Here is a 24,697-nt window from a genome sequence, read left to right as displayed (position 1 = left end):
CCAGCGGGTGCATCCGGAGGCTTTTTTCATGCCTTCCGACGACGCTTCCGAGTCCCCTTCCGAGTCCCCTTCCGAGTCCCCTTCCGCGTCCGCTTCCGCGTCCGCTTCCGAGTCCGCTTCTCCACCCGCCGCGCCTCCCGCCACCGGCTACCGCGCTCTGCTCCGCAACCGTGAGTTCGCCGGCCTGTACGTCGGCTTCACGCTGACGGTCGCCGCGGGCACCCTGTCGGGCTTCGCGCTCGGCACGCTGGTCAACGACCGGACCGGGTCCCCGTTCCTGACGGCCGTGAGCATGTACGGCGCCACGTTCGCGACGGTGCTCGGCGCACTGACACTGATGTCGGTCGCGGACGGGAAGCGTCCTCGCCGCACCCTGGTCACGCTCCAGTGCGCCTCCCTGGCGGGCGTGGCCGCGCAGGCGATTCCGGGACTGCCCCTGGCCGCCCGGTTCGGGCTCCTCCTGGTACTGGGGTTCTTCCAGTCCCTCGGCACCGGAGCGCGGATGGGGCTGCTCGCCGAAGTCGTGCCGGCCCCCGCGTACGCGCTCGCCCGGTCGCTGATGAACATCACCTCGGGCGGCACGGCCGTCCTCGGCTTCGCCGTCGGCGCCCTGCTGCTGCGGTATCTGAGCCCGCACGAGGTCTTCGTCGTCGCCGCCATCCTGACCGGACTCGGGCTGGTAGCCGTGGCGACGACCGTCCGGGAGTACTCGACCCGTCCGGCCGATCCGGGCCGCCCCGGCGCCCGCTCCGACGCCCGCCCCGGCCCGCGCTCCGGACTGCGCCGGACCTGGGCGACCAACATCGAACTCTTCTCCCACCCCGGCAGGCGTGCGCTGCTGCTGAACCTGTGGGTTCCCAACGGCCTGATCGTCGGCTGCGAGGCGCTGTTCCTCTCCTACGACCCGGAGCACGCCGGCGTCCTCCTGGCCGCCGGCTCGGCCGGCATGCTCCTCGGAGACCTGACCGTCGGGCGACTGCTCACCGCCGACCGGCGACGCCGCTGCGCGTTCGCCCTGCGGCTGCTGCTCGCCGTGCCGTACCTGCTGTTCGCCGCGAGCCCGCCCACTTGGGTGGCGGCGGTCGCGGTGTTCGTGGCCGGTGCCGGGTTCGCCGCCACCCTGCCGCTCCAGGAACAGCTTCTCGCGCTGACCCTGGACCCGGTCCACGGCCAGGTCCAGGGAGTGGAGTCCGCCGGCCGGATGACCTGGCAGGGCATCGGAGCCGCGCTCGCCGGCGGCGTCGCCCTGTACCTCGGCCCCGGCCCCACGATCACCGCCCTGGCCGCCCTCTCCATCACCGTCACCGTCCTCTCCCGGCCCTTCGTGGCCCGCGCCCGGTCGACCCGGGCCGAGGCGGTGATCGAGTAGGGCCGGTCCGCGCGTGGTGGGTCGCCGGTGGACCGTGATGGGATGGCACCGTGAGCCGTGCCACCGAAGAGACCAACCGCCGTATGCTCCGGGCGCGGGACGCGATGGACCGCGACTACGCGCAGCCGATGGACGTCCCCGCCCTGGCACGCATCGCGCATGTGTCGTCGGCGCACTTCACGCGGACCTTCCGGACCACGTTCGGTGAGACACCGCACCGCTACCTCCAGCGCCGCCGGGTGGAACGGGCGATGTTCCTGCTGCGGGACACCGACCACAGTGTGACGAGCATCGGCTTCGAGGTCGGCTTCGGCAGCCCGGGGACCTTCAGCCGCACGTTCCGCGACATCGTCGGCCGGTCACCGCGTACGTACCGCAAGGAGACGACGGCCGTGAGCGTGCCGACCTGCTTCACGATGGCTTGGACCCGGCCGAGTACCTGACCTTCCGGCAGGCGGCAGGCGGCAGGCGGCAGGCGTCCGGCAACCGAGCAGTTTCGGATAAGTTTTCGTCCCCCCGACTCGTTAGCGTGAGCGTCATGTTCAACGCCATCACGCACTCACAGATGTACGTCCTCGACCAGGACGAGGCCCTCGACTTCTACGTCGGCAAGCTCGGTCTGGAGATCACCGCCGACATCGACATGGGCTTCATGCGCTGGCTGACCGTCGGCGTCCCCGGCCACCCCGAGCGGCAGATCCTCCTGGAGAGGCCAGGTGCTCCGGCGATGTCGGAGGAGACGGCGGAGCAGGTGCGCGAGCTGGTGACCAAGGGCGCCATGGGCGGTTGGTTCATCCTCACCACGGACGACTGCCGCAAGACCTACGAGGAGCTGCTGGAGAAGGGCGTGGAGTTCACCCAGGAACCCACCGAGCGCCCGTACGGAATCGACTGCGGCCTGCGCGACCCCTTCGGCAACCGCATCCGCTTCACCCAGCCGAAGGTCTGAGACGGGGTGAACGGACGCCGGGCGGGACCCGGCCGGAGCCCGGTGGGGAAGCTGCCCGCCGGGGAAACCGCTGGGCGCGGGCGTTCGGGCCGTGTTCCCCTGCAGCGGTGAAGAGCGAGAGCGCGTCCGGCGCGGACAAGTCCCCGGCCACCCGGCCCCCGACCACCCGGCAGCGGACCGACCGCGACCTCGGTGACTGCGCACGGGTGCTGAGGGAGGTTCACGAGCACGACGGCTATCCGGTGAACTGGCCCGGCCTCCCGGCGGCATGGCTGACGCCGCCCTCGCTCGTCGCCTCGTGGGTGGCGGAACTGCACGGCCGGGTCGCCGGGCATGTCGTCCTGTCCCGGAGTGCCGCGGGAGACGCGGCCCCCGGGCTGTGGAGCGCTCGTACGGGGACGGGCACCGACGCCACCGCCGTGGTCAACCGCCTGTTCGTCGCCCCGTGGGCCCGCGGTCACGGGATCGGCGCGCTGCTGATGGCGCAGGCTGTCGCAGAAGCGAAGGATCGCGACTTGCATCCTGTGCTCGACGTGGTGGCTTCCGACACCGCGGCGGCAGCTTTGTACGAGCGGCTCGGCTGGCAGTTCCTGGCCACGGTCGAACAGCAGTGGAGCCCGGAGCAGAAGGTGGCCGTCCGGTGCTATGCGGCGGCAATTTGAGGGTGGTGCCCTGGTCACAGCCACTCGTGGCAGTCGAGCAAGGGCGGAAGCCGCCGCGCACTACTGGACCGGGCCGGCGCCGGACGCGGCGTGCCCGTGGAGCCCGGGGCGGCGGCGCCGAGCACCACGGGGGTCACCGGCCTACCAGATCGCCTCGACCCACTCCGGGTGGTCGATGAACGGGTTGCGGTTGTGCTGGTAGGAGTCGTGGATGACCTGGTTGCGGCGCTGCTCGAAGGCGTCCGGCGGGTCCTGCTCGTTCCACGCCTTCAGCACGGAGAGCTTGCCCATGTACGGGTTGCTGCCGTTGTTGACGCTGTTGTTGGGCTCCAGGTCGGCCCAGCCGTCGCCGCCCTCGTAGCGGACCGCCATGTAGAGGATCATGCGGGCCACGTCGCCCTTGACGGCGTTGCGGGGCTCGAAGGAGTCGGAGTCGGTGAGGCTGCCGCCGCCGTTCGCGACCGCGCTGCCCCCGTTGTCGAAGTCCTTGTTGCCGCGGACGCTGTTGACCTGGACGTCCGTCGGGCGCAGGTGGTGGATGTCGGTGCCGGGGCCCGTGGCGGTGCCGAAGTCGCCGTGGGACTTGGCCCAGACATGCTCGCGGTTCCAGTTGCCGGTGTTCCCGCCGTTGAGGGACTTGCTGCGGGAGACCCCCGAGTACAGCAGGATCACGTTGCCGCTGTTGTTCGGGTCCTGGTCGGTGGCCTTCAGCGCGTCCCAGACCGCCGAGTAGGAGAGCTTCGTCTGGCTGCTGATGATCGTGTGCAGTGAGGACTTGAGGGCTGTCCCCGTCTTGCCGACCGCGTTCTTGTAGTACGTCGAGTCGTAGTCCGCGGTCGTGGCCGTCGCCGTGGTTGCGCCCGTGCTTGTGGCCGTGGCGGGGGTCGCGGTCAGGGCGGGAACGGCGAGGGCGGTGAGGGCGGCGGCAGTGGCGAAGGCCAGTGCCTTCCGGCGTCCGGTGCGCATGCGTATCGCGAGCATGGGGGGTGTCCGATCTACGCGAGTTGAACGAGGGTCTTCGCATCGTGACATGTGCATGAGGTTGCAGGAATGTACATGACGTGTCGATCGCGTGACGTCCTTGGGGAGGGGCACCCCTCCCCGGCGTCGGCCGCCCCGAATGTTGCGGAGGGATGAAATCCGCTTCGATGCGCGTTGATGCCTTCCGGTAGATCAGGACCAGATCAGGACCGGATCAGGACGACCGGAGGGCACCCGCGTGACACCGCAACAGGGATGGGCACGGCGACTGGCCGCGTACGCGTGGCGGCACCCCAAGGACGTCGTCCTGGCCCTGGGCTCCTCCCTCGGCGGCATGGCCGTGATGGCGCTGGTCCCGCTGGTCACCAAGGTGATCATCGACGACGTGATCGGCGACCACAGTCGCGCCATGGCCCCCTGGGCGGGTGCTCTGATCGGTGCCGCGGCCGTGGTCTACGCCCTCACCTACGTCCGCCGCTACTACGGCGGCCGGCTCGCCCTGCACGTCCAGTACGACCTGCGGACGGAGATGTACGGGACGATCACCCGGCTCGACGGCCGCCGTCAGGACGAGCTGTCCACCGGGCAGGTCGTCGGGCGGGCCACCAGCGACCTCCAGCTGATCCAGGGCCTGCTCTTCATGCTGCCGATGACCATCGGCAACATCCTGCTGTTCCTGCTCTCCCTCGTGATCATGGCGTCGCTGTCGCTGCCGCTCACGGCCGTCGCCCTCGCCGTCGCCCCCGCCCTGTGGTGGATCGCCAGGCGCAGCCGCACCCGGCTGCACCCGTCCACCTGGTACGCGCAGGCCCAGGCGGCCGCCGTCGCCGGCGTGGTCGACGGTGCCGTCAGCGGGGTGCGCGTGGTGAAGGGCTTCGGGCAGGAGGAGCAGGAGACGGGGAAGCTGCGCGAGGTCGGCCGGCGGCTGTTCGCCGGGCGGCTGCGCACCATCCGGCTGAACTCCCGGTACACCCCGGCCCTCCAGGCCGTCCCCGCCCTCGGCCAGGTGGCGATGCTCGCGCTCGGCGGCTGGCTCGCCGTGCAGGGCCACATCACGCTGGGCACGTTCGTCGCGTTCTCCACCTACCTCGCCCAGCTCGTCGGCCCGGTCAGGATGCTCGCCGTCGTGCTGACCGTCGGCCAGCAGGCACGGGCGGGCACCGAGCGGGTCCTGGAACTGATCGACACCGAGCCGTCCATCGCCGACGGCACCAAGGAGCTTCCCGCCGACGCCCCCGCGACCGTCGAGTTCGACGACGTCTCCTTCGGCTACGACCCTGAGCGCCCCGTCCTGAACGGCCTCTCCTTCGAGATCGGGGCCGGCGAGACCCTCGCCGTCGTCGGCGCCTCCGGCTCCGGCAAGTCCACCGTCTCGCTGCTCCTGCCGCGCTTCTACGACGTCACCGGCGGCGCCGTCCTCGTCGGCGGGCACGACGTGCGCGAGCTGACCACCGAGTCGCTGCGGGCCGCGATCGGGCTGGTACCGGAGGACTCCTTCCTCTTCTCCGACACGGTGCGCGCCAACATCGCGTACGGCCGCCCGGACGCGACCGAGGAACAGGTCGTGGCCGCCGCCCGCGCGGCCCAGGCCGACCGGTTCATCACCGAGCTGCCCGACGGCTACGACACCACCGTCGGCGAGCACGGACTGACCCTCTCCGGCGGCCAGCGCCAGCGCGTCGCGCTCGCCCGCGCCCTCCTCACCGACCCGCGCCTGCTGGTGCTCGACGATGCCACCTCCGCCGTGGACGCCCGCGTCGAGCACGAGATCCACGAGGCACTGGCCGAGGTCATGCGCGGTCGCACCACGCTGCTGATCGCGCACCGTCGCTCCACCCTCAACCTCGCCGACCGCATCGCCGTCCTCGACGGCGGCCGGCTCGCCGACCTAGGCACCCACGAGGAGCTCCAGCGGCGCTCCGCCCTCTACCGCCGGCTGCTCACCGACCCCGACGAGCTGGGCGGCGTCTCCCCGGGCCACACCCCGCCCGCCGTCCTCCACCAGGACGACACCGCCGACACCACGGTCCGTGCGGAGCTGGACGCCGAGTTCGACGCCGAACGCGAGGTCACCCCCCGCCTGTGGACCGGCGACCGCGAGCCCAAGGACACCGCCCTGGCCGGCAGCCCGGCCACCCCCGAACTGCTCGCCCAGGTCGCGGCGCTGCCCCCGGCGGTCGACGTCCCCGACATCGACGAGCGCCGGGCCGTGCGGCCGGAGGAGTCCTACGGGCTGCGCCGCCTTCTGCGCGGCTTCCGCCGGCCCCTTCTCCTCAGCCTCGCGCTCGTCGCCGTGGACGCCGGAGCGGGCCTGATGCTGCCGGTGCTGATCCGGCACGGCATCGACGCCGGTGTCACCCGGGCCGTCCTCGGCGCGGTCTGGGCGTCGGCCCTCCTCGCCCTGCTCGCGGTGGTCGTCCAGTGGGCGGCGCAGACCGGTGAGATCCGGATGACCGGACGCACCGGCGAACGCGTGCTGTACTCGCTGCGGCTGAAGATCTTCGCCCAGCTCCAGCGGCTCGGCCTCGACTACTACGAGCGCGAGCTGACCGGCCGGATCATGACCCGGATGACCACCGACGTGGACGCGCTGTCGACGTTCCTGCAGACGGGCCTGGTCACCGCGTTCGTCTCGGTGGTCACCTTCTTCGGCATCATGGTCGCCCTGCTGGTGATCGACGTGCAGCTCGCCCTGATCGTCTTCACCACACTGCCCCCGCTGATCATCGCCACGTACTTCTTCCGCCGGGCCAGTGTGAAGGCGTACGAACTGGCCCGGGAGCGGGTGTCGGCGGTCAACGCCGACCTCCAGGAGTCGATGTCCGGGCTGCGGATCGTGCAGGCCTTCGGGCGCGAGCTGCTGGGCAACCGGCGGTTCGCCGAGCGCAGCGACAGCTACCGGGCCGCCCGTATCCGGGGCCAGTGGCTGATCTCGGTGTACTTCCCGTTCGTGCAGTTCCTGGCGTCGTCGGCAGCGGCGGCGGTCCTCGTCGTGGGCGGGAACAGGGTGGACAACGGGACGCTGACGGCGGGCGCGCTGGTCGCGTACCTGCTCTACATCGACCTGTTCTTCGCCCCGGTGCAGCAGCTCTCCCAGGTCTTCGACGGCTACCAGCAGGCGTCCGTCTCCCTGGGCCGTATCCAGGAACTGCTCCGGGAACCGGCGTCCACCGAAGACGCCGCGACACCGCTCGACGTGCCTTCCCTGCACGGCCAGGTCGTCTTCGAGGACGTGTGCTTCGCCTACGGGGACGAGGAGGAGGCGCTCAGCGGCATCGACCTGCGCATCCCCGCCGGGCAGACCGTCGCGTTCGTCGGCGAGACCGGTGCCGGGAAGTCCACCCTGGTCAAGCTGGTGGCCCGGTTCTACGACCCGACCGGGGGCAGGGTCACCGTCGACGGCACCGACCTCAGGGACCTCGACATCACCGCCTACCGGCACCGGCTCGGCGTGGTCCCGCAGGAGGCCTACCTCTTCCCCGGCACGGTCCGCGACGCCATCGCCTACGGCCGCCCGGACGCCACCGACGCCGAGGTCGAGGCGGCGGCCCGCGCGGTCGGGGCCCACGAGATGATCGCCACGCTGGAGGGCGGCTACCTGCACGAGGTCGCCGAGCGCGGCCGGAACCTCTCCGCCGGACAGCGCCAGCTGATCGCGCTGGCCCGCGCCGAACTCGTCGACCCCGACATCCTGCTGCTCGACGAGGCCACGGCCGCGCTCGACCTGGCCACCGAGGCCCAGGTCAACCAGGCGACCGACCGGCTGGCGGGACGGCGTACGACGCTGGTGGTCGCGCACCGGCTGACCACCGCCGCCCGCGCCGACCGGGTGGTCGTCATGGACCACGGCCGGGTCGCCGAGGACGGCACGCACGACGAGCTGCTGGCCCAGGAAGGGCGGTACGCCGCGCTGTGGCGGACCTTCGTCGGAGAGGCCGAACCGGAGGAGCCGGTCGGCGCGGGGCGGTGAGGTGAGCCCGAGGGCGTGACGCGGCACGTGCCCGCCGGATCGGGGCACGGGCGCGGGGCGTACGTGGGGCGTGCGCAGGGGGCGGGAAGGCGGGTGGGCAACCATCCGGCGTACGCCGTGCGTCCGTACACCTGTACGCCGTCGGTCGCGGCAGGTGCGGTGCGGGCGGTGCGGGCTTCGATGCGGCGCGGGCTTCGATGCGACGTGATCCGGTACGGGGAGGAACGGCAGTGGGAAGTGGAGCGATACACCGGCGACTCGCGCTCGGCCTGGCGGTGCTGACCACGGCGGGGCTGCTGGTGGTCGCCGCGCCGGGCGACGCACAGGCCTCGGCGCACTGCCCCGGACGCAAGATGCGCACCCTGCCGTTCTCCACCGGCTCGGTCGTCGTCTACAAGCGCGGCGGCTACCTCTGCGCCGTCACCCTCACCAAGAAGCCCGGCACCAAGCGGAAGATGTCGGTGAGCATCCGGGCGCGCGGCGGCCGGCCGGTGGTCGACGAGGGCCACTACAAGTACCACGCCGGCCCGGTGACCGTGCACGCCGGACGCCGCTGCGTGTGGGTGAGGGGCAGGGCGGCCGGCGGGTCGGTCAGCTCCGGCTGGATCCTGTGCTGAGCGCGCGCCCGGGACCGAGTCGGAATTTCCGTCCCACGTAAGGCCTTTGCCCCTCTCTGTACCGAGGGGTATCCCCATGTCCCCTAGTGCTGGGGCGAGTTGGTCGGCTAGTTTCCCGGCCACATCTGTTTGACAGGGGAGTGTGCATGCGCAAGGCGCTCAGATGGCTGCTGACGCTCACGATGCTGATCGGCACGGTGAGTGCGGCGAGCGCGGCCACCGCCGCCACCGCCGCCGAGACCGACGTCACCGCCGGCACCGACATCAAGGAGAGACTGCTCTCCGTCCCGGGCATGAGCCTGGTCGAGGAGAAGCCCTACACCGGGTACCGCTTCTTCGTCCTCAACTACACCCAGCCGGTCGATCACCGCAGGCCCTCCAAGGGCACCTTCCAGCAGCGGATCACCGTGCTGCACAAGGACGTCGCGCGGCCGACCGTCTTCTTCACCGGCGGCTACAACGTCTCGACGACGCCCCGCCGCAGCGAGCCGACCCAGATCGTGGACGGCAACCAGGTCTCCATGGAGTACCGCTTCTTCACCCCGTCCCGCCCGGACCCGGCCGACTGGTCCACACTGGACATCTGGCAGGCCGCGAGCGACCAGCACCGTATCCACAAGGCGCTGAAGGGGATCTACTCGGAGAACTGGATCTCCACCGGCGGCTCCAAGGGCGGCATGACCGCCACGTACTACGAGCGCTTCTACCCGCGTGACATGGACGGCGTCGTCGCCTACGTCGCCCCCAACGACGTGGTGAACAAAGAGGACTCCGCCTACGACCGCTTCTTCGCGAAGGTCGGCACCAAGGAGTGCCGCAACCGGCTGAACGCGGTGCAGCGCGAGGCGCTGGTCCGCCGGGCGCCGCTGGAGAAGAAGTACGAGGCGTACGCCGCCGCGAACGGCTACACCTTCGACACCGTCGGCAGCGCGGACCGGGCGTACGAGGCCGTCGTCCTCGACTACGTGTGGGGCTTCTGGCAGTACAGCACGGTGCAGGACTGCGAGCAGATCCCGGCCGACGCCAAGAACGCCACCGACGACGAGATATGGACCTCGATCGACACGATCTCCGGCTTCTCGTTCTACACGGACCAGGGCCTCAGCCCGTACACGCCGTACTACTACCAGGCCGGTACGCAGCTCGGTGCGCCGACGATCGGCTTCCCGCACATCGAGAAGAAGTACATCCGCTACGGCTACCAGCCGCCGCGCACCTTCGTGCCCCGCTCGATCCCGATGTCGTTCGAACCCCGGGCCATGCGGGACGTCGACACCTGGGTACGGAACAACGCCCGGCAGATGCTGTTCGTCTACGGCGAGAACGACCCGTGGGGTGCCGAGCCCTTCCGGCTCGGCAAGGGCGCGCGCGACGCGTACGTGCTGACCGCCCCCGGCATGAACCACGGTGCCAACGTGGCCGGGCTGGTCGACAAGGAGAAGGCGCTCGCCACGGCCCGCATCCTCGACTGGGCGGGCGTCGCGCCGAGCGCGGTCAAGGAGAACCCGGCCGAGGCGAAGCCGCTGGCGAAGTTCGACCGCAAGCTGGACGTGCGGGACATCCAGCGGGAGCCGGCGCTGCACCGGTAGGAACAATGGTGCTGCACCGGTGGGAGCAGCGGTGGCGAACGTATGACAGGAGCGGCCGCCGCTCACACCGGACTGGCGCAGCCCACCGGTGAGCTGCCGCCGAGCCGGACATAGAGGGTCGTGGACGCCGGGCACTGGGACCTGGCGTCCACGGCCTCGGTCACCCTGTACTCCGGCCGCTGCTGCCCCTCGCCGTCGCAGGCCGTCTCGCGGACCTGACCGTCGTCCAGCCCGCGCACGCAGTCGCCGACGATGGTGCGAGGTCCGCCCCCGCCGCCGGGATCGCCCGGGTGCGGGGGCTGGAGGTTGCGCATGCAGGCGTAGCCGCGCGGCACCGCCCCGTCGCCGTCCTCGTCGGACGCGGGGTGCTGCTCGCTGATGTGCAGGACGAAGTCCGTGGTGGCGGGGCAGCGCGGCCCGTCCCGGACGGTTCCGTCGTGGCGGGCGACGACCCGGGCCGCCGCCCGTTCGCCGGTGCACGGCACCTCGGTGAAACTGGTCCGGCCGAACGAACTGCACTCGTCGATCGCGAGGAACACCGCCCCGTAGCCCGAGGTCGGCTCCGGCTCCGGAGCCGGAGCCGATGACACGGACGCCGTCCGCCGCTCGCCCGGGCGGCCGCTCTTCTCGGCGCCGCCGGGTGCGCTCTGGCAGCCGGTCGTCAGGGCCGTGGCCAGCACGGCGAGCGCGCACACCGCCCCCAGGAAACTTCTCACGTGCGTCACCCTCCCCCGAACACCCTCGTCCAGCGTGACCCGCCACAGCGGGTCACACCAGACATACGTCATGCTTTGCGCATGGTGGTGAGGATGCGTCCGGTGTGTGGCGTACGGGCGCTACGTCCAACGGCTACCCGGGTGCGGGAAACCCGGATGCCGTGGTCAGTACCTCAGCCCGTGCCCGACCGGGTACAGCACCGCCGCCGGGTCGTCCGCCCGCTGCACCGGCACCGGCAGCGTCCCGCGCGGCTCCACCCGGCCCGCGATCACCCGGGCCGCCGCCCGCAGTTCGACGTCGGTCCAGGAGTAGGTCGCCAGGTACGCCGGTACGGCGGGCAGGTGGGCCACGTCATACGGGTTGCGGATCGCCACCGCGACCACCGGCCTGCCGGTCGCCAGGAGTCGCTCGACCAGGGTCCGCTGGCTGGAGGACGCCGTCACGTTGTACGTCCCGACGACCACGGCGTCCGCCTCCCGCGCGGCGGTCACGGCCCGGTCGATCGTTGCCGCGGACGGTGCCGTACCGGTGGACAGGGCGGTGGCGGTGAAGCCCAGCTCGTTCAGCGCGTCCGCCAGCACCTCGGTCGGCGGTCCCGTCGTGCCGGACGGGGAGGCAGGGTCGGCGCCCACGACCAGCAGCTTCGGCCGGCGACGCCGGGACAGGGGCAGCACGCGGCCCTCGTTGACCAGCAGGGTGGTGGTCCGTTCGGCGATCCGGTCGGCCGCCGCCCGGTGCGCGCGCGTACCGACCCTGCGGTCCACGCCGTCCGGGGAGGCGTACGGGTCCTTGAACAGGCCCAGTTTCGCTTTCAGGCGCAGCACGCGCAGGATCGATTCGTCGAGCCGCGCCTCGGTCAGCTCGCCGTCCCGGACGGCCTTCAGGACGGCGTTCCACGCCACGTCCAGGGAGGGCGGGTTGAGCAGTTGGTCCACGCCCGCCTTCAGAGCCAGCACCGGCACCCGGTCGTCGCCGTACTTCGTCCGCACGCCCTCCATGCCGAGGGAGTCGGTGACCACGACCCCGTCGTAGCCCAGCTCCTCGCGGAGGATGCCGGTGAGGATCGGGCGCGAGAGGGTGGCCGGATCGTCGGAGTCGTCGAGTGCCGGGACCATCAGATGGGCCGTCATGATCGAGTCGATGCCCGCGGCGATCGCCGCCCGGAACGGCGGCGCGTCCAGCCGCTCCCACTGCTCCCGGCTGTGGGTGATCACCGGGAAGCCGGTGTGGCTGTCGACGGCGGTGTCGCCGTGCCCGGGGAAGTGCTTGGCGGTCGCGGCGACCCCCGACTGCTGGAACCCGGCGACCTCGGCGGCCACCAGCCGCGCCACCGCCTCCGGTTCGGACCCGAAGGACCGTACGCCGATGACCGGGTTGGCCGGGTTGACGTTCACGTCGGCCACCGGGGCGTAGTCCTGACGGATTCCCAGGGCGCGCAGCTCGCGCCCCGCGATCCTGCCGAGGTCGCGCGCGTCGGAGCGGGAACCGCCCGCGCCGACGGCCATCGCGCCGGGGAACAGGGTCGCCGGCTCGCCGACGCGGGCGACGATGCCGTGCTCCTGGTCGGTGGAGATAAGCACCGGCAGCCCGCGCGGCAGGCCGAGGGCCGCCTTCTGGATGCCGTTGGAGAGGCTCGCGATCTGGTGCGGATCGCGGGTGTTGTGCGCCCAGGTGAAGTAGATGATGCCGCCGACCCGGTACTTCTCCAGCAGTTCGGCGGCGGTGCGCACGCCGATCTCCTTGAGGTTGGCGTCGATGTCCGCCTGGTCGGGTTCGGTGGCGGAGTGGCCGTAGACCCGCATCACGAAAAGCTGGCCGACCTTCTCCTCCAGGCTCATCCGGGAGACGAGGGCACGGAGTTTCCGGTCGTCGGGGGAGGCGGGGGTCGAGGGGATGCCGGAGGTGCCGGCCGCGTGCGCGGTGGCCCCGGTGGCCCCGGTGGCGGCGCCGGCGGCGAGGACGGTGGTGACCGCCGTCGTCGCGGCGAGGACCGTACGTCTGGACGGACGCGCGGCGCTCCCCGTGCTTCCCGCGTTCACCGCGTTCACCGGATCCACCGGGTGCTCCGCCGTCTCCGCGTTCTCTGTGTTCCCTGTGCTTCCCGTGCTGCTGTCGGGCACGTGCGCTCCTTTGGGAGGTGATCCACGGGGGATCCGCTGAAGGAAACTTCCAAGGGGTCACCAATATCCGGGAAGTTTCTGCCAGTCAAGGGTGTGCACGAGGGGGCACAGCCGTCGGGGTGGGGCAGGTGGCGTCAGAGGCGGTGCCACGGTTCCGTCGGCCGCCAGGGTTCGGCCCGTGGAGACAGCCGCCACCGCTTCAGGGTTCGTGCCACGGGGCTGGGGACTCCGTCCACCCCCGCCGCACCGCAGGAGGGCCCCGGCATGAAGCGCCGTATCCTGCGGCGGCATTGCTGTTGTTGTCGCAGCAGCAGCCGTCCCTGGCGCCGAAGTTCCCCGCCCTGAACCCGTGCTGACCAACCGATGAGTCACAGCTCACCTTGAAATGGTGGGGGAACTTCTGAGGTGCCGCCACCGTCGTGTTATGTCAAAGTGCGGCAAAGGAAATCCTTCTCATGATCGAAGCGTCAATTTCGGCCTTGCCGGGCCTCATTCCGGTGCTCCTCGTCTCCGTGCTCCTCTTTGGAGGGTGCGCAGCCCTCCTGGCACGTGCAAGGAACTGGCCGGTGGCGGCGGCCAGTCTGTGGACCGCCTCCTTGGTGGCGGTGCTGGTCGTCACTCTGCTGCCCGGCGGCGCCGGAGACACGCTCGCTTCGGTGTCCTGCAACGCGGGCCCTTCGGTTCGGGGCATGGTCACCACCACGTCCGGTCGGCTGAACATTCTGCTCTTCGTTCCCCTGGGCCTTTTCGGCGTGCTTCTCTTCCGCCGGCCGCTCGCTGTGCTGACCGGGGGAATCGCGCTGACCGGAACGGTCGAGCTCCTGCAGGCGCTGCTTCCCCTCGGCCGTGCCTGCAGCCACGAGGACCTGCTGATGAATTGCGCAGGCGGCTTCCTGGGCACCGTGCTGGGGACGGTGTGGCTGCGGGCTCGGCAGGGTCGTTGGCCGCTCATGCGGCGGGACGGCCTTATGGGCGGCGGCCTGCTGATACTGACCACGGTTGCCCTGACCGCGACCTTCCACTTCGCCGTTCCCAGTGTGGCCGGTGGGGCGGGAGTCGTCGCACCGACAGCGGAGCAGGAGGAATGGGGCCGTCGAGCGGCGGCCGACCTGTACGGGCCTGACGCCACGGTGGTGAAAGTGCAGCTGCGCGAGGGTTTCGCGGACGTCCCCACCCGGGTGGACGTAAGCACCGACCAAGGAAGCCTCACGCTTGTCTGGCCTGAGAAGAAGCTGATTTCTGCCTCCTCGTACAACAATCGTGATGACGAAGGAAGCCTGTCTCCGGGCGACGTCAAAAAAGCGGGCGAAGGATTTGCTCGAGGCTGGTACGCGGAAGAAGTCAAAGGCAGTGAGGCAACTTTCGACCAGCTGGGCGACGGCACGAGTAAAGGCCCCTACATCCTGAGCTATCGCCGCTACAGGGATGAAGTGCTGATGCCGATGCGCCTGGACATCACTGTCTCCTCGGCCGGCCGCATCATGTCGGTGACCGCCCGTCCGGAACCCGATCCGGCACTGGAAGATCCTGAAATCGCTCATGAAGAAGCGCAGCGGCGAGCCGAGGAGATGAGCCCCGGTTTCACGGCTGGCGAAACATTTCTCATAGCGCAGAAGGTATACGAGCAATGGCGTCCCGTATGGATAGTGAACCTGCTCCCTAAAGGTGTTCAAGCAGACGAAGGAGACGGTACGGTCGTTTACCTGGACGCAATCTCCGGAACGCCGGTCGAACGTCAGGAGTGAGACATGAGGAGGTCATTCATGGGCGGGTTTCGGAGGCGGGCAAGCCCAAGCCGTGCTTGAACTCGCGATGCGGCTTTTCCGTCATCGGTCCGAGCCGGTCGGACGCAGGGTGGGGACGGCCTGCTCGACGAGTGCGCGGATCTTCGCGTGGGACCGGTTGACGGCCTCCTGGCCTGTGGAAAGGGCCTCCCAGCGGTACCGGTAGGTGATGCGGACGTTCGGCAGGAGCGTGCCGTCCAGAAGCAGACGGGCCTTCGTCGACACGGTGCGGACGGCGTCGGCCAGGGGGCGCGAGGACCGTCAGGAGGTCGACGGCCTCGGCGACCTACCGATAGGCGGGCGTGATGCCGACTTGCTCCACGACGGCCCGTTGTCCGTACTGCCGGCCACCGCGAGCCGCGGTTCAGGACGGCTCGGGAGGCGTGAAGCGGCTCCGTCGTCCCGCGGCACCGGGCCCCGGAAGGCTCGGCACCCGTTTCGACGCCGATGTTCCCCACCCCGGCGCCGCCATCGGCGCTTTGGGAGGGGGCGCGCCGATGGCGGCGGTGCTGCCGGCCGCGGCGCGGCGGAGAGGGTGGGTCGGCGATCGCAGTCAGTGGCGAGTGGCCGACACCGCACCGCGGAGACTTCTCCGGCAGTCCGTGCATTGGACGGGAGGGGACGGGCCGGGGTTCCCGGGTACGGGCGGAAATCTCGGATTGGGGCGGACGTTCGGACCTGGGATGACTGGGGTGACTGGGGTGATTAGGGCGCCTGGGGCACGGGGGGTCGGTGCGCCGAGACGGCGGGCCAGTGGGCGCGCAGGGTGCGGACGGTCTCCGCGATCGCCGGACGGCGGGCCGCGCCGCCCCGCCACAGCGCGTACAGATGCCGTACGGGCAGCGGGTCGAGCGGGACCTCCACCACCCCGTCGGGCAGCGGACCGCGCCCGAGCCGCGGGATCAGGGCGATGCCGAGCCCGGCCGCGACCAGGGCGACCAGGGTCGGGTTCTCGTCCGCCTGGTGCACGATGTCCGGCTCGTGCCCGGCGGTCCGCAGGGTGCGGACCAGCCACTCGTGGCAGACCCGTCCCGGCGGCTGGCAGATCCACCGCTCGCCGCCCAACTCCTCGCGCCGTACCGGCGTGCCGCGCTCCGCGAACGGATGCCCGAGCGGCACCAGCAGATCGCACAGGTCGTCCCCGATGACCGCCTGCTCCACGCCCGCCGGGGCGGGCAGCGGCGCGATGTCCCAGTCGTGCGCGACGACGAGATCGACCGCGCCCTTGGCGACCAGGTCCACGGACAGGTGCGGGTCGATCTCGGTCAGCCGGGTGTCGAGCGCGGGATGCCGCCGCGCCAGGTCGGCCAGTACGGGCGGCATCAGTCCGCGCGCCGCCGACGCGAAGGCGGCGATGGTCAGCCGCCCGGACGGCACCCCGCGCCGCTCCTCCAGCTCGGTCTCGGCCCGCTCCACGATCGCCAGCAACTCCTGCGCGGTGGCGACGAGGTGGTACGCCGCGTCGGTCAGGCGCACGCCCCGGCCCTCCCGCTCCAGCAGCATGGTCCTGGTCTCCCGCTCCAGCTTGGCGATCTGCTGGGAGACGGCGGAGGAGGTGTAGCCGAGCGCCGCGGCGGCGGCCCCGACGGTGCCGTGCACGGACACGGCGTGCAGGGCGCGCAGTCGCTGGAGGTCGAGCATGACGGCTCCCCGATCGGTAAGCGGTGCTTCATCCCACCATGCAGGAATCATCGCTGGTGCTGAAGGGTCGTGGGCGGTGATCCTCTACGTATGCGTCCTTCCCACGTCCTGCTCGCCGTTCTCGTCGCCGCCGTCTGGGGCGTGAACTTCGTCGTCATCGAGATCGGCCTCGACCACTTCCCGCCGCTGCTGTTCTCCGCGCTGCGCTTCCTCGTGGCGGCGGTCCCCGCGGTCTTCCTGGTGGGGCGCCCGAAGGTGGCGTGGAAGTGGATCGTGGGGGTGGGCCTCGCGCTCGGGGTGGCCAAGTTCGGGCTGCTGTTCGTCGGCATGGACGCGGGCATGCCGGCCGGACTGTCCTCCCTGGTACTCCAGATCCAGGCGGTGTTCACGGCCCTGTTCGCGTTCCTGCTCCTCGGCGAACGGCCCGTGCGCATCCGGCTGGTGGGCATGGCGGTGGCCCTGGCCGGGATCGGCGTCGCCGCCGTCGACGAGGGTGCCTCGGGCCCCCTGGGAGCGTTCGCCCTGGTCATCGCCGCGGCCGCCTGCTGGGGCGTGTCGAACGTGCTGACCCGCAGGGCCGCGCCCGCCGACGCCCTGAACTTCATGGTGTGGGTGAGCACGGTGCCGGTACTGCCGCTGCTGGCGCTCTCGCTGCTCCTGGAGGGCCCGTCGCGGGACCTGGAGGCGCTGGGCGCGCTGGACATGGGAGGGGTGGGAGCGCTGCTGTACGTCGCCTGGGGCGCCACCGTGTTCGGCTTCGGGGCCTGGGGATGGCTGCTGCGCCGTCACCCCGCGTCGACGGTGGCGCCGTTCTCCCTGCTGGTGCCGGTCTTCGGGATGTCGTCGGCCGCCCTCTTCCTGGGCGAGCCGGTGTCCCCGCTGCGGTGGTGCGCGGCGGCGCTGCTGGTGGGCGGGGTGGCCCTCGCGTCGTTCGGCGGGCGGACCCGGCGGGCCGGCCTGGGGAAGCCGTCCGCCGACGAGGCGGGCGGGGCCGCCGTGGACGTGGACGGTTCCGTCGACGGGGCGGACGGGGCCGTCGGCCGGGGAAGGCGGCCCGGCCTTGCCGGGAAGGCGAACTGACCCGCCGGGGACGTGGGCGGACCCGCCGGCGGGGTGGACGGTCCGTTGACCGGGAAGGGCGCCCGGCCCTGCCGGGGAGACGGGCGGCCCTGCCGGGGACATGGGCGGACCCGTCGGCCGGGGAGCATGCCCCCGCCGGGGGAGCGCCCCGGCCGGCCGGTCACCGGCAGCCGGTCACGCCGAGTCGTTGAGGAGGCGGGAGAGGTGGGCGCGGCCGGGGGTGAGGAGGTCGGGGAGGGGAGCGGCCTTCTCGTACCAGCGCTTCTCGTACTCCCAGCAGAGCCAGCCGTCCCAGCTGTGGCGGGAGAGGATCTCCACGCAGTCGGCCAGCGGGAGGATGCCCTCACCGAGGAGGAGCGGGGTGGTGTCCTCGGCGGAGGCGATGTCCTTGACCTGGACGTAGCCGAGGTGGGGGGAGAGGGCCGCGTAGCTCTCCGCGGGCTGCTCGCCGCCCAGCCAGGTGTGCATCACGTCCCAGAGGGCGCCCACCTGGCGGTGTCCCACGAGGCCGAGGATCCGCATCGCGTCGGCGCCGGTGCGGTGGGAGTCGTGGGTCTCCAGCAGGATGCGGACGCCGAGGTCGGCCGCGTACTCGGCGGCCGTGCCCAGCCGCCGGGCGGCCGTCGCGTCGGCCTCCTCGGGAGTCTGGTCGGGTGAACCGCCCGGGAAGACCCTGATGTAGGGGGCGCCGAGGTCGCGGGCGAGAGCGAGCAGGGCGCGGATCTCGGCGATGACGGCCTCGTCCTCGCCCGGCGCGGCGACCTTGGGGTAGCCCGCGACGCCCAGGATCTCGATGCCGGCCTCCTTGAACTCGGCGGCGACCTCGGTCCGTTCGGCGGGGGCGAGGCCTGTATGAACCGGTTCCTCGGGGTGGGCGCGCAGCTCGACGCCGTGATAGCCGTGCGCGGTCGCGAGGCGCAGTACGTCGGCCATAGGAAGGCCGGGGACACCGAGGGTGGAGAACGCCAGCTTCATGAGCACGGACCCTACCCGGGACCCGTGGCGCTGACTCCTCCTCGTCGCTCCGGTGTCGCGCACGGGTTCGGGGCGAGGGGGTGGAGCGAGAGGCGAGGGCGCCGGCCGCCCGAGGCGGGCGGCGCCCCCGTGCGGGGGGTGTCAGGCCTCGGCGGGCGTCCCCGAGGACGCTTCGGCGGGTTCCTCCGTGGCGCGGCGGTAGACGCACACCTGGGCGCCCGACTTCGCGGCGGTCGACGAGACCAGCTCGAACGGGCGCTTCGCGCCGTCCGCGGGGAAGATCGACTTGCCGCCGCCCAGGACCACCGGCATGACGAGGAGCTGGAGCTCGTCCACCAGGTCCTCGCTCAGCAGGGTGCGGGCGAGCGTGGTGCTGCCCATCATCGCGAGGTCGCCGCCCTCGGCCGCGCGCAGCTCCCGGATCCGGGCGACTGCCTCCCCGGCGGGGATGAGCCGGCTGTTGTTCCAGGTCAGGTCGGCTTCGCCGAGGGTGCCGGAGACGACGTACTTCGGGAGGCCGTTGATCCGGTCGGCGAAGGGGTCCCCGGCCTGCTGGGGCCACGCCTGGGCCATGGTCTGCCAGGTGCGGCGCCCGTACAGCAGCGCCTCGGCCCGGCCCAGCGACGCGTCGAAGGCGCCACCGAGGACCTCCGGGTCGAAGTAGGCGTGCGACCAGCCGCCGTGGGCGAAACCGCCGTCGGTGTCCTCCTGGGGGCCGCCGGGGGCCTGCACGACACCGTCGAGGCTGATGAACTCGGTGATCACGATACGCATGGCTGCCGCTCCTGGTATTCGCTGAGGCGATGACGCAAGTGCAGACCGACGGTAGCGGCGGAACTCATCGCCGCCGCCGAAACCGCGTACTCCGACCGGGCGAGGCAGCCACCGGCCCCAGGACGGACACAGCCGTCGGCACAGGGGCAGCCACCGGCCCCCGGACGGACACAGCCGTCGGCACGGGGACAGCCACCGGCGCCAGGACGGACACAGCTTCCGGCGCCGGGACGTGCCCCGGCCGCCCGCTCACACCCGCGGCGCCCCCGAGGACCCCCGCACCATCAACTCACCCCGCACGGAGGCGATCCCGCCGGGCGGCGGCTCCTCGCGGCCCATCGCGATGCGGCCGGCCCGCGCACCCGCCTCGGCGAGCGGCAGCCGTACCGTCGTCAGGGCGGGTACCGCGTCGATGCTGAACGGAAGGTCGTCGAAACCGGCGACCGACACGTCGTCGGGGATCTTCCGGCCGGATTCCCGCAGCGCCGCGCACGCGCCCAGCGCGACGGAGTCGTTCGCGGCGACCACGGCGGTCAGCGCGGGGTCCCTGCGCAGGAGTTCGAGGGCGGCCTCGTAGCCGGAGCGGCGATCGTAGCGGCCGTGGACGGTCCAGCGGGGGTCCTCCTCGATGCCGTGCGCGGCCAGCGCGGCCCGGTGTCCTTCGAGGCGGTGGCGGGTGGTGGTGCGCTCCTGCGGGCCCGCGACGTAGCCGAGGCGGCGGTGGCCGAGCCCGATCAGATGCTCGGTGAGCTCCCGGCCGCCGCCGCGGTTGTCGAAGGTCAGCGCGATCGCCCCGGTGTCCGGTGCCGGCGGCCGGCCGCACAGCACCACCCGGGTCCCGGCGTCCGCCAGCTTGCGCAGCTTCGCGTCCATCGCCGCCTTGTGCGGGGCGTCCTCGATGGCGCCGCCGGTCAGCACCACCGCCGCGGCCCGCTGCCGCTGGAGCAGCGTGAGGTACGTCAGTTCGCGTTCCGGGGAGCCGCCCGTGTTGCACACCACCGCGAGTCTCTCCCCACCGGCCCGCCCGCCCGGACCCCCGATCTCGCCCTGGATCGCGCTCGCCATGATCCCGAAGAACGGGTCGGCGATGTCGTTCACCAGGATGCCCACCAGGTCGGAGGTGGCGGCGGCCAGGGCGCTCGCGGGGCCGTTGAGTACGTAGTCGAGTTCGTCCACCGCCTTCAGTACCCGCTCGCGGGTGGAAGTGGCCACGGGATAGTTCCCGTTCAGCACGCGCGACACCGTCGCGGGGGAGACCTGCGCGCGGGCCGCCACGTCCGCCAGGGTCACCGTCATCTCTAGTCCTCCGGTCGCGCATCTCGTCGTAGCGGCGTCGTACGGCGCCGTGCCGATCGACGCCGTACCGATCGGCACCGTACCGACGCCGGCCGCCTGTCCGGGCGTGTCCGGGCACAGAACCCGATGCCCCGCCCGACCAGACCCTATGGCCACGCGTCCACTTGTTCGCCCCCTCGAACAAGTCGGGTTCTCCATGGTCTTGTCCGGACCGCCGTTCAGAGGCTAGCTTCTAGATACATAGAAAGCGCTTGCTGTGGCGTTCACCAGTCACCGGGCCACCGGCCGTCAGTCGCCGGCCGCGGTGCGTGACGGGTGAGGCGTACGCGGCGCGCGGGGACCGCGTACGAAGGGAACGACGTGACACGCAAGACGGTGCGTATCGCCATGAACGGTGTGACCGGGCGGATGGGCTACCGGCAACACCTCGTCCGCTCCATCCTGGCGCTGCGCGAGCAGGGCGGCCTCGACCTCGGTGACGGCACCGTGCTGTGGCCGGAGCCGATACTGGTCGGCCGCCGCGAGCACGCGCTGCGCGCGCTGGCCGACCGGCACGGCCTGGAGCACACCTCCACCGACCTGGACGCCGTGCTCGCCGACGACAGCGTCGACATCTACTTCGACGCCCAGGTCACCTCCGCCCGCGAGGAGGCCCTCACCAAGGCGATCGCGGCCGGCAAGCACATCTACACCGAGAAGCCGACCGCCACCGGCCTCGACGGCGCCCTGGAGCTGGCCCGGCGGGCGAACGCCGCCGGGATCAAGCACGGCGTGGTGCAGGACAAGCTCTTTCTGCCGGGCCTGCTCAAGCTGAAGCGGCTCATCGACGGCGGTTTCTTCGGCCGGATCCTGTCGGTGCGCGGTGAGTTCGGCTACTGGGTCTTCGAGGGCGACTGGCAGTCCGCGCAGCGCCCGTCCTGGAACTACCGCGCCGAGGACGGCGGTGGCATCGTCGTCGACATGTTCCCGCACTGGGAGTACGTGCTGCACGAGCTGTTCGGCCGGGTGCGCTCCGTCCAGGCACTGGCCGCCACCCACGTCCCGCAGCGCTGGGACGAGAACGGCAAGCCCTACGACGCCACCGCCGACGACGCCGCCTACGGCGTCTTCGAACTCGAGGGCGGCGCCATCGCCCAGATCAACTCCTCCTGGGCGGTCCGCGTCCACCGCGACGAACTCGTCGAGTTCCAGGTCGACGGCACCGAGGGCTCCGCCGTCGCCGGACTGCGGGGCTGCCGCGTCCAGCACCGCTCCACCACCCCCAAGCCCGTCTGGAACCCGGACATCCCCGCCACCGAGGTCTTCCGCGACCAGTGGCAGGAGGTCCCGGACAACGGTGAGTTCGACAACGGCTTCAAGGCCCAGTGGGAGCTGTTCCTCAAGCACGTCTATGCCGACGCCCCCTACCACTGGGACCTGCTGGCCGGCGCCCGCGGCGTCCAGCTCGCCGAACTGGGCCTGAGGTCGTCGGCCGAGGGCCGCCGCCTCGACGTACCGGAGATCGCGCTGTGACCATCGAACTGCCCGACGCGCAGGGCCGGTTGCGGACGTACGAGCCCCGTGCCGAGCCCCTCGCGCTCGCCGCCGGAGCCCCCTTCACCTCCCGCACGGTCTTCTCCGCGGCGCACGTCGTCGCCGACCCGTACGCCGACACGACACCCGACTCGCCCGCCGCCGTCGACTGGGACGCCACCCTCGCCTTCCGCCGCCACCTGTGGTCGCACGGCCTGGGCGTCGCCGAGGCGATGGACACCGCCCAGCGCGGCATGGGCCTGGACTGGGCGGGAGCGGCCGAGCTGATCCGCCGCTCCGCCGCCGAGGCGAAGGCCGTCGGCGGCCGCATCGCCTGCGGCGTCGGCACCGACCAGATCGCCTCCGGCACGCTCGCCGAGGTGCGGGCGGCCTACGAGGAACAGCTCGCGCTCGTCGAGGAGTCGGGCGCGCAGGCCATCCTGATGGCGTCCCGCGCGCTGGCCGCCGCCGCCCGCTCGCCCGAGGACTACCTGGAGGTGTACGGCCACCTGCTGCGCCAGTGTGCCGAGCCGGCGATCCTGCACTGGCTCGGCCCCATGTTCGACCCGGCGCTGGAGGGCTACTGGGGCTCGTCCGACCTGGACGCGGCCACCGACACCTTCCTGGAGGTCATCGCCGCCCACCCCGACAAGGTCGACGGCATCAAGGTCTCGCTGCTGGACGCCGGCCGCGAGGTCGCCCTGCGCCGCCGCCTGCCGCAGGGGGTGCGCTGCTACACCGGCGACGACTTCCACTACCCCGAGCTGATCGCGGGCGACGAGCAGGGCTTCAGCCACGCCCTGCTCGGCATCTTCGACCCGCTCGGCCCGCTGGCGGCGCAGGCGGTCCGCGTCCTGGACACCGGGGACACGGCCGGCTTCCGCGCCCTGCTCGACCCGACGGTGGAGCTGAGCCGGCACCTCTTCCAGGCGCCCACCCGCTTCTACAAGACGGGCGTGGTGTTCCTGGCCTGGCTGGCCGGCCACCAGAACCACTTCGCCATGGTCGGCGGCCTGCAGTCGGCCCGCTCGCTGCCGCACCTCGCCCGCGCCTACGAACTCGCCGACGGCCTCGGCCTGTTCCCCGACCCGAAGCTCGCCGAGGACCGCATGCGGACCCTGCTGCACCTGTACGGAGTGACCCCGTGACCGACCCCGTCAACGCTCTCGCGCGTTTCAGCATCAACCAGATGACGGTCAAGCAGCTGTCCCTGCCGGAACTCGTCGACGCCTGCCGCGACCTGGGCGTCCCCGGCGTCGGCCTGTGGCGCGAACCCGTTCAGGCCTACGGCGTCGAGGCGGCGGCGAAGCTGGTCCGGGACGCCGGCCTGACGGTGACGACCCTGTGCCGGGGCGGCTTCCTCACCGCGATCGACCCCGCCGAGCGGGCCGCGGCCCTGGCCGACAACCGCCGCGCCGTCGACGAGGCCGCCACCCTGGGCACCGACACCCTGGTCCTGGTCTCCGGCGGCCTCCCGGCCGGCTCGAAGGACCTGCGCGGCGCCCGCGAACGCATCGCGGACGCCCTGGCGGAGCTGGGCCCGTACGCCGAGGAGCACGGGGTGCGCCTGGCCATCGAGCCGCTGCACCCCATGTACGCCTCCGACCGCTGCGTGGTCTCCACCCTCGCCCAGGCCCTGGACCTGGCCGAACGGTTCCCGGCCCGGCAGGTCGGCGTCACCGTCGACACGTACCACGTCTGGTGGGACGACACGGCGCCCGCGCAGATCGCCCGGGCCGGCGCCCAGGACCGCATCCACACCTTCCAGCTCGCCGACTGGACCACCCCCCTGCCCGAGGGCGTCCTCAACGGCCGCGGCCAGATCGGCGACGGGAGCATCGACCTGCGGGAGTGGCAGGGCCACGTGGAGGCGGCCGGCTACACCGGTGCCATCGAGGTCGAACTCTTCAACGACGTCCTGTGGGCCGGGGACGGCCGCGAACTCCTCGCCGAGACGGCACGACGGTTCGTGGAGCACACGGCGTAGCGTGCCCCGTCCGCCCTCTCCTCGGAGAGCCGGAAAAGATCTTGAAAAGACCGTGCAACCCTCTTCGTACATCGTGGGTCGTACCTGATGTCAGAACTTCTGTGGGGGACCCGGGGGGATCCGAGAGGTTCTGAACAGGGGAGGGACAGGGGGAGGGGACCGAGGGGGCCCGGCCACGTGCCGGACCCTCTCGAAGTTTTTCCGCGCGCGGCGGGCCCGCTCTCCCGGACTGCCCTCTTGGCGGCCGTTGTTTCGGCACCTGCCCGGCGCCCTCCGGGCAGGAACACGTACGCGCCGCCCCACTGGGGGAAACCAGAGGTCAGGACGGTGGCCATGCCGTCCGCGCCCCGGGCCGCGATGACGGAGGCGTCACGCACCGCTCCTCGCTGGGATGTGCCGGTCATGGCTCGGGAGCGTAACCGCCTGCTCCGACAGCCAGGCAGCGAACGGCACGTTGAGTACGGCGGGGTGAGCGATGCCACGGCCGTGAGGGCGTGGGGGGCGGAGACGCCGACGAACAGGAACAAGGGCCGGCCGGCGTACTGCTCGGCGACGGTCGAGGCGTGGTCGGCCTGGTGGTGTGTGGAGTCGGGCTCCGGGGAACGGAACTCGGGCCGCCGGCGGTCCTCGCGGAACATGTCGGGCAGCACCCACCCGAGCGGCGTTTCCCGCGA

19 protein-coding genes and 1 pseudogene are annotated in these 24,697 nt (G+C 71.7%); 12 read left to right on the top strand and 8 right to left on the bottom strand.

Annotation, left to right across the window (positions count from 1 at the left end; all coding sequences use genetic code 11):
- Window positions 1-28 precede the first annotated feature (28 nt).
- From ACFPZI_RS29365 to ACFPZI_RS29350, 4 genes are all read left to right on the top strand, one after another.
- Window positions 29-1,369, top strand: a complete 1,341-nt coding sequence (locus ACFPZI_RS29365) for an MFS transporter (RefSeq protein WP_381369243.1) — start codon at window positions 29-31, stop codon at window positions 1,367-1,369.
- A gap of 50 nt (window positions 1,370-1,419) precedes the next feature.
- Window positions 1,420-1,812 carry a helix-turn-helix domain-containing protein gene (locus ACFPZI_RS29360; protein WP_381369240.1) on the top strand — a complete coding sequence of 131 codons (393 nt, stop codon included), beginning with the start codon at window positions 1,420-1,422 and terminating at the stop codon, window positions 1,810-1,812.
- A gap of 95 nt (window positions 1,813-1,907) precedes the next feature.
- Window positions 1,908-2,318, top strand: coding sequence for a VOC family protein (locus ACFPZI_RS29355; protein WP_381369237.1), 411 nt, complete (start codon window positions 1,908-1,910; stop codon window positions 2,316-2,318).
- 107 nt (window positions 2,319-2,425) lie between these two features.
- Window positions 2,426-2,980 carry a GNAT family N-acetyltransferase gene (locus tag ACFPZI_RS29350; protein WP_381369234.1) on the top strand — a complete coding sequence of 185 codons (555 nt, stop codon included), beginning with the start codon at window positions 2,426-2,428 and terminating at the stop codon, window positions 2,978-2,980.
- A gap of 141 nt (window positions 2,981-3,121) precedes the next feature.
- On the opposite strand, the gene ACFPZI_RS29345 is transcribed toward ACFPZI_RS29350, so the two are convergent.
- On the bottom strand, window positions 3,122-3,961 hold the full coding sequence (locus tag ACFPZI_RS29345; RefSeq protein ID WP_381369232.1) for an endonuclease I family protein: 840 nt from the start codon (window positions 3,959-3,961) through the stop codon (window positions 3,122-3,124).
- Between the two features lie 238 nt (window positions 3,962-4,199).
- Between ACFPZI_RS29345 and ACFPZI_RS29340 the strand changes: the two genes are divergently transcribed.
- The 3 genes from ACFPZI_RS29340 to ACFPZI_RS29330 all read left to right on the top strand — a co-directional run bounded on the left by ACFPZI_RS29340 (window position 4,200) and on the right by ACFPZI_RS29330 (window position 10,137).
- Entirely contained in the window at window positions 4,200-7,931 is a 3,732-nt protein-coding gene (locus ACFPZI_RS29340) for an ABC transporter ATP-binding protein (protein ID WP_381369229.1), read from the top strand.
- A 230-nt stretch (window positions 7,932-8,161) separates the two neighbouring features.
- On the top strand, window positions 8,162-8,548 hold the full coding sequence (locus ACFPZI_RS29335) for a hypothetical protein (protein ID WP_381369226.1): 387 nt from the start codon (window positions 8,162-8,164) through the stop codon (window positions 8,546-8,548).
- Between the two features lie 146 nt (window positions 8,549-8,694).
- A complete protein-coding gene (locus ACFPZI_RS29330) occupies window positions 8,695-10,137 on the top strand; it encodes a S28 family serine protease (protein WP_381369223.1) in 1,443 nt (480 codons plus the stop codon).
- Between the two features lie 62 nt (window positions 10,138-10,199).
- Here the strand turns inward: ACFPZI_RS29330 and ACFPZI_RS29325 are convergent, their stop codons facing one another.
- A complete protein-coding gene (locus tag ACFPZI_RS29325; protein ID WP_381369220.1) occupies window positions 10,200-10,853 on the bottom strand; it encodes a hypothetical protein in 654 nt (217 codons plus the stop codon).
- Window positions 10,854-11,018: 165 nt separating this feature from the next.
- On the bottom strand, window positions 11,019-12,974 hold the full coding sequence (locus ACFPZI_RS29320) for a glycoside hydrolase family 3 protein (RefSeq protein ID WP_381369217.1): 1,956 nt from the start codon (window positions 12,972-12,974) through the stop codon (window positions 11,019-11,021).
- Window positions 12,975-13,429: 455 nt separating this feature from the next.
- Here ACFPZI_RS29320 and ACFPZI_RS29315 point away from each other — a divergent pair, with 455 nt between their 5' ends.
- Window positions 13,430-14,719: a VanZ family protein gene (locus ACFPZI_RS29315; RefSeq protein ID WP_381369214.1), complete on the top strand. Its 1,290-nt coding sequence runs from the start codon at window positions 13,430-13,432 to the stop codon at window positions 14,717-14,719.
- Window positions 14,720-14,821: 102 nt separating this feature from the next.
- Here the strand turns inward: ACFPZI_RS29315 and ACFPZI_RS29310 are convergent.
- Together ACFPZI_RS29310 and ACFPZI_RS29305 are read right to left on the bottom strand one after the other, a co-directional pair.
- Window positions 14,822-15,113 (bottom strand): annotated as a pseudogene (locus ACFPZI_RS29310) (hypothetical protein); the annotation flags it as partial.
- Between the two features lie 350 nt (window positions 15,114-15,463).
- Window positions 15,464-16,399 carry a LysR family transcriptional regulator gene (locus ACFPZI_RS29305; RefSeq protein ID WP_381369211.1) on the bottom strand — a complete coding sequence of 312 codons (936 nt, stop codon included), beginning with the start codon at window positions 16,397-16,399 and terminating at the stop codon, window positions 15,464-15,466.
- A gap of 90 nt (window positions 16,400-16,489) precedes the next feature.
- On the opposite strand from ACFPZI_RS29305, the gene ACFPZI_RS29300 reads away from it, so the two are divergent.
- Window positions 16,490-17,479 carry an EamA family transporter gene (locus ACFPZI_RS29300; RefSeq protein WP_381369208.1) on the top strand — a complete coding sequence of 330 codons (990 nt, stop codon included), beginning with the start codon at window positions 16,490-16,492 and terminating at the stop codon, window positions 17,477-17,479.
- A gap of 174 nt (window positions 17,480-17,653) precedes the next feature.
- Here the strand turns inward: ACFPZI_RS29300 and ACFPZI_RS29295 are convergent, their stop codons facing one another.
- The 3 genes from ACFPZI_RS29295 to ACFPZI_RS29285 form a co-directional block, all read right to left on the bottom strand.
- Window positions 17,654-18,454: a sugar phosphate isomerase/epimerase family protein gene (locus ACFPZI_RS29295; protein WP_381369205.1), complete on the bottom strand. Its 801-nt coding sequence runs from the start codon at window positions 18,452-18,454 to the stop codon at window positions 17,654-17,656.
- Between the two features lie 141 nt (window positions 18,455-18,595).
- Window positions 18,596-19,228 (bottom strand): dihydrofolate reductase family protein, encoded by a 633-nt coding sequence (locus ACFPZI_RS29290; protein WP_381369202.1) that lies wholly within the window; start codon window positions 19,226-19,228, stop codon window positions 18,596-18,598.
- 249 nt (window positions 19,229-19,477) lie between these two features.
- Window positions 19,478-20,524: a LacI family DNA-binding transcriptional regulator gene (locus ACFPZI_RS29285; protein ID WP_381369199.1), complete on the bottom strand. Its 1,047-nt coding sequence runs from the start codon at window positions 20,522-20,524 to the stop codon at window positions 19,478-19,480.
- Between the two features lie 360 nt (window positions 20,525-20,884).
- On the opposite strand from ACFPZI_RS29285, the gene ACFPZI_RS29280 reads away from it, so the two are divergent.
- The 3 genes from ACFPZI_RS29280 to ACFPZI_RS29270 are packed head-to-tail and all read left to right on the top strand — an operon-like array spanning window position 20,885 to window position 24,023.
- Entirely contained in the window at window positions 20,885-22,036 is a 1,152-nt protein-coding gene (locus tag ACFPZI_RS29280) for a Gfo/Idh/MocA family protein (RefSeq protein ID WP_381369196.1), read from the top strand.
- Window positions 22,033-23,184: a dihydrodipicolinate synthase family protein gene (locus ACFPZI_RS29275; protein WP_381369193.1), complete on the top strand. Its 1,152-nt coding sequence runs from the start codon at window positions 22,033-22,035 to the stop codon at window positions 23,182-23,184. The genes ACFPZI_RS29280 and ACFPZI_RS29275 overlap by 4 nt, the downstream gene beginning before the upstream one ends.
- 41 nt (window positions 23,185-23,225) lie before the next feature.
- The gene (locus tag ACFPZI_RS29270) at window positions 23,226-24,023 is read left to right on the top strand and encodes a sugar phosphate isomerase/epimerase family protein (protein WP_381369496.1); all 798 of its coding nucleotides are present in this window, start codon (window positions 23,226-23,228) and stop codon (window positions 24,021-24,023) included.
- Window positions 24,024-24,697 lie beyond the last annotated feature (674 nt).

This window comes from Streptomyces chlorus (genome assembly GCF_042655885.1).
Taxonomy (GTDB): Bacteria; Actinomycetota; Actinomycetes; order Streptomycetales; family Streptomycetaceae; genus Streptomyces; species Streptomyces chlorus.
This window is presented reverse-complemented; position numbering and strand designations above follow the sequence as displayed.